Annotated in this window: 8 protein-coding genes; 4 read left to right on the plus strand and 4 right to left on the minus strand. The window is 67.7% G+C overall.

The features are described 5' to 3' along the window. From amrB to KJ554_02995, 3 genes are all read right to left on the minus strand, one after another. On the minus strand, positions 1-818 hold an 818-nt coding region (gene amrB / locus KJ554_02985), incomplete at its 3' end, for an AmmeMemoRadiSam system protein B (GenBank protein MBU0741303.1). Then, positions 815-2,068, minus strand: coding sequence for an AmmeMemoRadiSam system radical SAM enzyme (amrS, locus tag KJ554_02990; GenBank protein ID MBU0741304.1), 1,254 nt, complete (start codon positions 2,066-2,068; stop codon positions 815-817). The genes amrB and amrS, both read right to left, overlap by 4 nt. Before the next feature lie 4 nt (positions 2,069-2,072). Beyond that, a complete protein-coding gene (locus KJ554_02995) occupies positions 2,073-2,486 on the minus strand; it encodes a hypothetical protein (protein ID MBU0741305.1) in 414 nt (137 codons plus the stop codon). Positions 2,487-2,725: 239 nt separating this feature from the next. On the opposite strand from KJ554_02995, the gene KJ554_03000 reads away from it, so the two are divergent. The 3 genes from KJ554_03000 to KJ554_03010 all read left to right on the plus strand — a co-directional run bounded on the left by KJ554_03000 (position 2,726) and on the right by KJ554_03010 (position 8,403). Further along, the gene (locus tag KJ554_03000; protein ID MBU0741306.1) at positions 2,726-6,070 is read left to right on the plus strand and encodes a PAS domain S-box protein; all 3,345 of its coding nucleotides are present in this window, start codon (positions 2,726-2,728) and stop codon (positions 6,068-6,070) included. Positions 6,071-6,094: 24 nt separating this feature from the next. Further along, positions 6,095-6,463, plus strand: coding sequence for a response regulator (locus KJ554_03005; protein MBU0741307.1), 369 nt, complete (start codon positions 6,095-6,097; stop codon positions 6,461-6,463). A gap of 89 nt (positions 6,464-6,552) precedes the next feature. Beyond that, positions 6,553-8,403 (plus strand): S8 family serine peptidase, encoded by a 1,851-nt coding sequence (locus KJ554_03010; GenBank protein MBU0741308.1) that lies wholly within the window; start codon positions 6,553-6,555, stop codon positions 8,401-8,403. A gap of 12 nt (positions 8,404-8,415) precedes the next feature. On the opposite strand, the gene KJ554_03015 is transcribed toward KJ554_03010, so the two are convergent. Further along, a complete protein-coding gene (locus KJ554_03015) occupies positions 8,416-9,396 on the minus strand; it encodes a hypothetical protein (protein MBU0741309.1) in 981 nt (326 codons plus the stop codon). Between the two features lie 151 nt (positions 9,397-9,547). On the opposite strand from KJ554_03015, the gene KJ554_03020 reads away from it, so the two are divergent. Then, positions 9,548-10,645, plus strand: coding sequence for a hypothetical protein (locus KJ554_03020; protein MBU0741310.1), 1,098 nt, complete (start codon positions 9,548-9,550; stop codon positions 10,643-10,645). The last annotated feature ends 63 nt before the right edge of the window (positions 10,646-10,708 follow it).

A 10,708-nucleotide genomic window follows, 5' to 3' on the forward strand; every position in this document is an offset into this window, starting at 1 on the left:
CCGAGGCGCGCGGCCGCGGCCATGGCCGCCATCACCGGCGCCTCGCCGCAGGCGCAGGTGGCGAGACCGGGTGGGCCTTCGCGTTCCAGCCGGCGCAGCCGGTCGAAGAAGGACCTCACGCCCGAGCCCATCGCTTCCAGGGTCCTGCGGTCCACCTCCTCGGCGTCGTCGCGGTGCGGGTAGTGGGAGAGATCGGAACTGGCGACGATCAGCACCTCCCTGTCCCGCAGCAGGTCGGCCAGGGCGTGCCCGAACGCTTCGCACGACTCCGGGTCGTGGAGACCGACGATGGCGGCCAGCAGCGGCGTGTCGGGAAACAGCACCTGGGCGAAGGGCACCTGCACCTCGATCGAATGCTCGCGGGCGTGGACCGCCGGCGTGAAGCCGTAGTCGTCGTCCAGCGACATCAGCTCGCGGGACGTCTCGACGTCGACGGCCGCCGTGCCGAGAGGCGTGCGGTAGCCGCTGCCGGCGTAGACGGAGACGCCGGTGAAGCCGGGCGTGGTGTGGTTGGTGCCGAGGATCACGATCAGATCGTAGGCATGGCCCCGCACCTGGTTCCACGCGTCCGCGGCGATCTGCCCCGAATAGATGTAGCCGGCGTGGGGGGCGATCAGGGCCAACGGTTGCTGGCCGGCCGGCCGGGCCGAGGCGAGGAAGGCCTCGACGGCGCCCCGCAGGCGCGCGGGGTCGTCGGGATAGAACGAACCGGCCACCACGGGACGTCGCACCGGAGCCGGCCACGCCGCGCTCGCCCAGGCCAGGCAGACCGCGACGGCGAGCAGCCGCGCCGTCGCGGTCCCGCATCGCCGCCTCATGACCAGACTCCGGCGATACGCTCGCCGCAGGTCTTGCACCTGCCGCGCTCCAGGTCCGACATCTCGACGCTGAACCCCTTGCGCCGGATCAGGATCCTGCCGCAGCCGGGGCACATGGTGTGGTTGCCCGCGTGTCCAGGCACGTTGCCGACGTAGGCGAACTTCAGGCCGTGGTCGATGGCGATCCCGCGCGCCCGTTCCAGGGTCGCCACGGGTGTCGGGGGCAGATGCCGCAGCTTGTATTCGGGATGGAAACGCGTGAAATGCACCGGCACGTCGGGACCGAGCGCGTCCACGACCCAGGCGGCCAGCCCGTGCAGCATGGCGTCGTCGTCGTTCAGGGTGGGCACCACCAGGTTCACCAGCTCCAGGTGGACGCCGCTGCGCGCCACCTGCTCGATGCTGCGCAGCACGGCCTCGAGATCGGCGTCGCAGACGTTGCGGTAGAAATCGGGGCTGTAGCCCTTCAGGTCGATCTTGACGGCGTCGAGCACCTCGCACATCTCCGCCAGGGGCTCGGGACGCATGATCCCGCAACTGACCAGCACGCTGCGCAGGCCCCGTTCGCGCCCCGCGCGGGCGATGTCGGTGAGGTATTCGGTGAAGACGGTGGGCTCGTTGTAGGTGAAGGCGATGACCGGCACGCCCCTGTCACGAGTGCCGTTGGCCACCGATGCCGGCGGGACGACGCGCGTTTCGTAATCCTCGGGCCGCGCCTGGGATATCTCCCAGTTCTGACAGAAGCGGCAGCGCAGGGGGCAACCCGAGGTGGCCAGGGAGAAGGCCTGGGCGCCGGGGAGGAAGTGGTAGAAGGGTTTCTTCTCGATGGGGTCGATGTGGCTCGTGATGGGGCGACCGTAGACCAGCGTGCGCAGCTCTCCGCCGACGTTGACGCGGGCCCGGCACCGGCCCCGCTCGCCGTCCGCGATGAGGCATTCCTGCGCGCAGAGCAGGCACTTGACCTGCCTGCCCTTGTGCGCGTAGGGGGCGGCGACGTCCGCCTCGCCGTCGGCGTGGCACTTCAGGCAGTCGTTTTCGCCGGCCGCTCCGGCGGCGATCCAGTACCGGGCGAGGGGAGCCTGTCGAATGAGCTCGTCGAGATCGGTGCGGGCCACGGCGTCGACGGCTCCGGGGAGGAACCTGCCCGCCGGCCAGGGCGGCGACAGCAGACATCCGGCGGCGCCGGCGGCGACGCCCAGTCTCGCCAGGAGTTCGATGAACTCCCGTCGTGTGAGGTCCCTGGCAGCCATGGTTTCAAGCCTCGAGGAGAGAAAGGGCGCGATCGATGTCCTCGCGTCGCAGGTAGACCACGTACCCGTACCCCTTGCACCCGTCGGTGATGCCGCTGGAGGAGGCCACGTTGATCCCCGCGTCGAACAGGCGCCGGTGGATCTCCACGAGGGCGCCCAGTTCATCGTCGCCCTGGATGAGCAGGGCGCGGTGGGGACCGTTGAGGTCCAGGCCGCTGCCGTCCAGCGCCTCGATCAGGTTGTCCGGATCCTCAGGGAACAGGGCCAGCTGCGTCGACGAGGCCGAACCCGGGATGATATGGAAGACGAGCAGATTGACGCCGCGGCTGGCCAGCGCCTTGAGCACGCCGCACGCCTCGCCCGGACGGTCCGCCACCTTGACGTAGTAGTAATCGATGGCGCGGATGGTCCTGGGCATCGGCTCCTCCTCGGTTCCTCTTCTGCCCGCAAGTCCCAGTCGACGGAACAAGACCAGTCTAGCAATAGCCCCGAGAGCATCCTATCACAAATTAACAGGTTGTGGGCGGGGCCGCAGCGTGCGCGTCCCGGTCCTGTCTGCCGGGAGCTGGGTGTGCTATATTCCGACCGCTCGATCAAGCCGCGAGAGCGGGATCGACCGGGATTCGACGATCCAACCGACCGACGGCGGAGACCATCATGAAGGACATGAAGAAGACCAAGGCCGAACTCGTGGCGGAAGTCCGCGGACTCCGCGAACGCCTGGCGCGCGCCGAGACGGCCCTGGGACAGACCGACGAGCGCATGCGTTCCCTGATCGACCTGGCACCCGTGATGGTCTGGGAAATCGACGCCGAGGGCATCATCACCCTCTCGCAGGGCAAGGCGCTGGAGATCCTGGGCTACGCGCCGGGACAGCTGGTCGGCGTCGATGCCGGGGAGTTATTCGCCGCCGATCCCCTGGTGTCCGCCGACATCCACGAGATGCTCGCGGGCAAGGAGATGACGACCACGCGCGTGATCGCCGGCCGCCTCATCGAGGCGCGGCACATCCCGGTCCTCGACGAGAACGGAAAGGTGGTGCGCGTGGTCGGCGTCGGCATCGACGTCACCGAACAGCGTGAAGGCGAGGTGAACCTGCGGGAGCTCTCGGAGAGGTTTTCCCTGGCCCAGAAGATCGCCCGTCTCGGCAGCTGGGAGTGGGATCTGCGCGATGGTCATCAGGTCTGGTCGGAGGAGAACTACGGGATCTTCTGCGTCTCGCCCCTGGAGTTCACGCCCAGCTTCGACTCCTTCCTGGAATTCGTCCACGTCGAAGACCGCCGCCGCTTCCGGGCTTCGCTGAACCGGGCCCTGGCCGATCCCGACACCGGCTTCAACGCGAAACACCGCATAGTCCTGCGCGACGGCACGGTCCGCCACGTCCACACCCGCGGCGAGGTGATGCGGAGGCATGGCGGCAAGCCCCAGCGCGTGATCGGCACCTGCCAGGACATCACCGAACAGGTGCTCGCGGACGCGGCCCTGCAGGAGGGCGAGCGCCGCTTCGCGCTCTTCATGGACCACCTGCCGGCGGCGGTAATGATCAAGAACCAGGACAGCAAACTCATCTATGCCAACAAGTACATGCGCGAGGTCTTCGCGCCGCCGCTGCGCCGGGTCAGACAGGCGACCGATACGATGCCGAAAGAGGTGGTCGACCGGTGGCTGGCCGACGACCGCCTCGCCCTCAAGGATGGACTGCACGAACGGGAGGAGTACATCCCGGACGCGGAGGGCCGTTACCGCTGGATGCACACGGTCAAGTTCGCCATCCCCCAGGACGAGGGACCGACCCTGCTCGGCGGCATCTCGTGGGACGTCACCGAAAGCAAGGCGGCCGCGGAGGCGCTGCACGACAGCGAGCAGCGGTACCGCAGCCTGTGGGACAATGCCCCCGTCGGGCTCTGGCTCGAGGACACCTCGGAAGTGGTGCGCCATCTCGAAAAACTGCGCGCGCGGGGCGTCGCCGACCTGGGCGCCTTCCTCGACGAGCACCCCGCAGAGGTGCGTCGCTGCGCTGCGTTGACCCGGGTCGTCTCTGTCAACCAGGCGGCGGTGGACATGAACCGGGCCGCGAGCGCCGAGGAGCTCTGCGGCAGCCTGGACACGGTCCTCGACGCCAAGGCACTCGAGGTCTTCAAGCAGGTCCTGCTGGCCATCGACGAAGGGCGCACCACGTTCGATTTCGAGAGCGAGATCCCGACCTTCGACGGCGACACCCGCTCGATCTCCATGCGCATGTTCACGCCGCCGGAGTTCCGCCGCACCCGGCAGGAGACCATCATCGCCGCCATCGACGTCACCGAGCGGCGCCGCATGGAGGATGAAGCCCGGAACCGCGAGGCCAGGATGCAGAGCATCTTCCGCGCCTCGCCCGTGGGCGTGATCGTCACGCGCGGCGACGTGATCGAATTCGCCAACGCCAGGGCGGCCGAGATCCTCGGCTGCGACGTCGGCGAACTGACCGGCGCACGCTTCGACGCCTATCACCCGTCCGTCGCGGATCACGAACGCGCCCTCCGCGCGATCGGCGAGCAGATGGCGGAGCGTGGCGTGGGCATGGTGGAGACCAAGCTGTGCCGCGCCGACGGCGTCGTCCTGGAGGTGCTGCTCAGCGGCAGCGCCGTCGATCCGGACGATCCCGGTCCGGGTATGACGTTCGCGGTTCTCGATTTGACCGCCCACAAGCTTCTCTGGCGCGATCTTGCCGAGCGCACGCGTGAACTCGTGGCGCTGCGCGACTTGACCGGCGTGACCGGCAATCGTCCGTCCCTGGACGAGGTGATCGCGTCGTCCATCGCGTGCGTCCAGGCGGTGGCGAGCCCCGACGCGATCGGCATCTTCCTGCAGGAGGACGGCGGCATGACGCTGCGGGAGGCCCGCCTGGACGGGGAACCGGCCACGGTGGACGGCGCTCCCGAGATGGCGCAGCTGGACCGCGTCTGCCGTGGGGTCGGCGCCCGCGCCGCACCCGTCACCGCGCATGATCCTGTGGGGAAACCGGGGAAGCACGCGCATCGGGACGAATCCGCCGGCCCGCTGGCGTCCTGCGCCGCCTTCCCCCTGCACGGAGGTGGCGAACTGATCGGCGTGCTGGGCGTGGGCAGCCGCGAAGAGCGCGACTTCGCGACACAGGCGTCGTTCCTGGAGACGCTCGCCAACGAGGTCGCCATGGCGATCACGAACTGCCGGCTCAACCTGCGCATCAGCGAGTTCGGCAGTCGCCTCGAAGAGCAGGTCGCGGCCGGTGCGGCCGGTCTCAGCGCGGCCGTGGCCCGGGCGCGCACGACCGACACCTCGCTGCACGACCTGCTGGACAACATCTCCCACGAGTTGAGAACGCCGCTGAACTCCATAATCGGCTTTACCGGGATCATCCTGCAGGGGCTGGCCGGCAGCCTCAACGAGGAGCAGCGCCGCCAGCTCGGCATGGCGCGCCGTAGCGCCGGACACATGCTGAACCTGATCGAGGACGTGATCGACGTGACGCGCCTCGAGACGGGCGGTTTCGAGCTCGACCGGGAGGCGATCGATCTGGGCGCCGCTGCCGCGCGGGTCCTGGGCGATGCGGGACGGGCCGCCGCGGCCAAGGGACTCGAGTTGAGCGCGGACATTCCCGCCGATCTGCCCGAGGTGATGGGGGATCTTCGGCGCGTGCGGCAGGTGCTGCGCAATCTGCTCGACAACGCCGTCAAGTACACGCCGACGGGATCGGTCAAGCTCACCTGCCGGGCGGCCGGCGGTCGGGTGGAGACGCGGGTCGCGGACACCGGTCCGGGCGTCGCTCACGCGGCGCAGTCCAGGATCTTCGAGCCGTTCCAGGGCGGCGGCAGCACGTCGGGTACGCGGGGCGAGGGAACCGGGCTGGGCCTGTACCTCAGCCGCGGCATCGCCAGGTTGCTGGAGGGCGATCTCTCTCTCGAGAGCGAGCCGGGCCACGGCAGCACGTTCGTGCTCAGCCTGCCCGTGAGCCCGGGCCATCCTCGCGACACCCATGCCTGATCGGAAGGAAGCGAAGGAGCAGGCGTGACCCGGATCCTCGTCATCGAAGACAACGAACAGAACCTGTACCTCACGCGGTTCATCCTCGAACGCGGCGGCATGGAGGTGATCGAGGCCCGCGACGGCCGCACGGGCCTGGCGGCGGCCCGTGAATCCGCGCCGGACCTCATCCTGCTGGACATCCAGCTGCCCGAGATGGACGGCTTCGAGGTCGCCAGGACCCTGCGCGGCGAAGAGCGCACGGCCGGGACGCCCATCGTGGCCCTGACCTCCTTCATCATGGCGGAGGACCGCGCGCGCGTGATGGATGCCGGCTGCGACGGCATGATCGAGAAGCCGATCGAGCCCGAGCATTTCCTCGACGAGGTGCGCGTCTACCTGGCGGTCGATTGAACGCCGCGCCCTGCAACCTCGCGCCTCCCGCTGCGTGTTAACACATCACCACGCGTTCTCCCCGTCAATCCTTCAGGAGGTAGGTCCAGATGCAGATCGCCAGGGTATTCCTTGCGGCGTGCGTCCTGTTCTCGGGCGCCGTCGCGGCGGCAGACAAGATTCCCGTCCGTACGCTGGACGACCTGCCCCGGCACGCCTACCCCGTGGCGGGTTCGGTATCCGCGCTGCTCCAGTCGCCCGAGGACTTCCGGGTCTTCGCCGAGGCCGTACGCGCCGACCTCGAGGCGGATCTCGACGCCTACGAGATCGAGGATGCGTCCACCCTGAAGCAGATGTACGGCAGCCTGCTCACGCTCGACATCATGGATCGTCGCCACGCGTCGGCGCTCGCCCTGGTCGAGAGGATCCGCGTCCTGGAAGACAAGGAGGCCAAGCGCCTGACGACCGGACTCACCGCCACGGCCGTCATCCGCGCGCGCGAGGAGACCGGCGAGAACGGCGGCGAACGCTTCCTGGCCGCCTTCGCCCGCCACCTGCGCGCCCAGCTCGCCGAGCTGCCCTGGGACGCGATCCAGACGCGCGTCACCCAGCAGAAGGGCCGCCTCGAGATCATGAGCGAGACCCTGTTGCTGGGCATGGTCCAGGCGCAGCTCGATCCCGTCGTGGCCTCGTCGGGGGAGATCAGCTCCGACCTGGCGGGACAGGTGCTCGACATCGGCTACGCCCTGCAGTACGCCCTGCCGCTCAAGCGGCCCATGCTGGAAGTCTACGGCGAGTTCATCGAGGGACGTCGAACCGTCAAGCGGGACATCTGGGCCGACCGCGCCTTGACCCTGACCGAGGACATGGGGCTGTCCGAGGTCGTGATCGCGATCTGGGATTCGGGTGTCGACATGTCCGTCTACGAGGGCCGCCGCTTCGTCAACGGTGCCGAGTCCTTCGACGGCAAGGACAACGACGGCAACGGCTTCGTGGACGACGTCCACGGCATCGCCTACGACTACAAGGGACGACACGAGCCCCATCTGCTCTATCCGCTCGGCGACGCCGCCCCCCGCATCGGCCCCGCCATGGACAAGGTGAAGGGCCTGATGGATCTGCAGGCGTCCGTGGACAGTCCCGAAGCCGCCGCGCTCAGGGTCTACCTCGAGGGCCTGGAGACCGCGGAGGTGAACGATTTCCTCGAGGACATGGAGCTCTGCGCCCTCTACGTGCACGGCACCCATGTGGCCGGCATCGCCGTCCGCGACAATCCCTTCGCCAGGCTTCTGTGCGCGAGGGTCTCCTTCGATCATCATGCGCTGCCCGCGCTGTTCACCGAGGAGATGGCCCGGCGCCATGCGGACTCGTACGGCGAGACGGTCGCCTATTTCGAGGACCACGGCGTGCGAGTCGTCAACATGAGCTGGGGCTGGGGCCTGAAGGAGATCGAGGGCATCCTGGAGGCCAACGGCTGGGGCGAGAGCGCCGCGGAGCGCTCGCGCCAGGCCGCCAAGCTCCTGGGCATCCTCGAGGAGAGCCTGCACGAGGCGATCGCCGGCTCCCCGCAGATCCTGTTCGTCGCCGCGGCGGGCAACGAGGACAACGACGTGGAATTCGACGAGTACATCCCGTCGTCCTTCGCACTGCCCAACCTGATGATCGTCGGCGCGGTGGACCAGGCCGGCGAGGCCACGGGCTTCACCAGCTCCGGCCGCCACGTGCGGATCTACGCCAACGGCTTCGAGGTGAAGAGCTTCGTGCCCGGCGGAAGCGAGATGAAGCTGTCGGGCACCTCGATGGCCGCGCCCAACGTGTGCAACCTCGCGGCCAAGCTCTTCGCGCTGGACCCCGCGCTGACGCCACCGGAGGTCGTGAGGTTGATCAGCGAGGGGGCCGAAGCCAGGGGCGACTACCACTTGATCGATCCGCGGCGGTCGGCAGCATCGCTCCGCAGGTGAGGGCTGTCCGGGCTAGGGCAGCAACAAGCCGTAGCCCAACGCCAGGAAATCGCCGTCGGCGTTCAGGTACACGATCTTGTCGCCATCCCGGGACAGGGTGACGTGGCGCAGCTCGGCGCCCGACATCCAGTAGGAGATCGTCTCTCCCGAACCCAGGTCGTGGACGGAGTAGCTCCGCCGGTCGGCGGAAACGAAGCCGATGGCCCTGTTGTCGCCGCGCCAGCTCGGATACCTGCCCTCGCCGATGATCGTGGCGGTGTCGCCGTCGAAATCCATCCAGGCGATCAGGCCTTCGGGGTTCTCGAAGGCGATGCGTCGCCCGTCGTGGGAGATCCGGAATGACGGCGTGCCGGCCAGGATCCCGGGACTGCGCGAAATCGGCTGCATCTGCTCTCCGGAGTCGTCCCAGAACAAGGTGTACACGGAGCGCCAGTGCCCGACGGCGCGGGTGCCGTCCTCGGACATGGCGAACATGTGCGGCGAGGAGGACTGGTTCACGGACAGCCCGACGTCCGGTCCACTGAACCGCCTCAGGACCCTGGGACGCGGCACGGCCTGGACCTGGTTCGTGTCGGCCGCCATCACGCGCATGCTGCGCTCGCCGTCCGCCCAGCCCTGATAATAGAAGATCCGGCCGTCGCCGAGAAAGCCGGGAGTGTAGGAGCCGTCGCTCCAGATGGTCACGTCGGGGTCGGTGATCAGGATGGGCAGGTCGCCTGGCGCCGTGGCCGTCTTCCAGATGCTGCTGGCCAGCTTGGCCGAGAAGACGATCCAGCGTCCGTCGGGGGACCAATCGGGCGGCGCATCGTTGAGGAAGTCCGTCTCCGGCGCGACGAGGATGATCTCGGTCACGTAGGGGCCGTCGCCGGGCCCGGGGTCGGGGCCGCCGCCCGGGTTCAGGGGGTCCTGATCCCCGTCACAGGCGAGCAGCGACAGCATGACGAGCGCCGCCAGCACCCAGGGCCGGCAGGCTCCGGCCTTGTCTCCGCACATGGTTCAGCTCCTTCTGCCACGCATTGAGCGGTCTGTGCCGAAAAACAATTATCCGTTACGGGCATGGTAGCAGAAACGCCGGATTCGGGCCGTATGTTTTTATTTCTGCCCCCTAAAATGTCTCCGGCCCCGAACCTGCGGTGCCGAGGGCATGAACACACGACGACCCGGCTGGCGACCGCCTCACTGCCCCAACCCAAACTGCAAGTACCACAACGGGTTCACCGACAGCTGGCGCTACAAGCGCAAGGGCTGGTACATGCGCCTCGCTCGCCCCAGACGTATCCAGCGGTACACGTGCCTCGACTGTGGCCGCACCTTCAGTTCACAGACCTTCTCCACCACGTACTGGCAGCGGATACCCTCCTTAGACACGAAGATCTTCATGATGACGGTCGGCTGCATGGCTAACCGACAGATCGCGCGGGCGCTCGGCGTCGCTCCGGCGACCGTGGATCGTCACATCTCACGGCTCGGCCGACACTGCATGTTATTCCATGCCAGGATGATGGAAGGGATGACCGCGTCCTCGACCATTGCGATCGACGGCTTCGAGACTTTCGAGTTCAGCCAGTACTACCCGTTCCACCACAACGTGGCAGTGGATGTCGATACCGGGTTCTTCCTCTACCACACCGACAGCCCGCTGCGGCGAAAGGGCCGCATGACCGATCACCAGAAACGGCGCCGAAGCGAGTTGGAGGCGAAGTATGGACGGCCGGATCCCAGGGCGGTCAGCAAGGGAATAACGAACCTGCTTGAGGTTGTCACCCGGGGACGGGCCGCGGTCACGATCCGCAGCGACGAACACCGTTCGTATCCACCGGCGATGAAGAAGCTCGGCTGTGCCGTCAGGCATCAGGTGACCTCGAGCAAGGACCGCCGCGACAGGCGCAACCCGCTATGGGAAGTGAACCTGCTGGATCTGTTGATCCGCCACGGCACCGCAGCCCACAAGCGCGAGACGATCGCCTGGCCCAAGCGGCGTCAGGGGTCGGCGGAACGTTTGACCATCCTGCAGGTATGGCGCAACGTGATCAAGCGGAGGTGGGAAAAGGGACCGCCGGAGTCGCCGGCGATGCTCAAGGGACTGACGGCCAGACTGTTGACCGTCAGGGACGTCCTACAAGAGAGGTTGTTCAGGACGCGGATCGAGCTGCTCGGACCTTGGCATCGCTACTACGACCGGGCGACCGAAACGCCGGCCTTGGGGGTGAACAGGCGGCACGAGTTGAAGTACGCGTACTGATGAGTGAACTTGGCCGATCCATTTCGATCTCATCTATAGCGGGGACAATCACAGTGGCACAAC

It is taken from the genome of bacterium, assembly GCA_018814885.1.
Taxonomy (GTDB): domain Bacteria; phylum Krumholzibacteriota; class Krumholzibacteriia; order LZORAL124-64-63; family LZORAL124-64-63; genus JAHIYU01.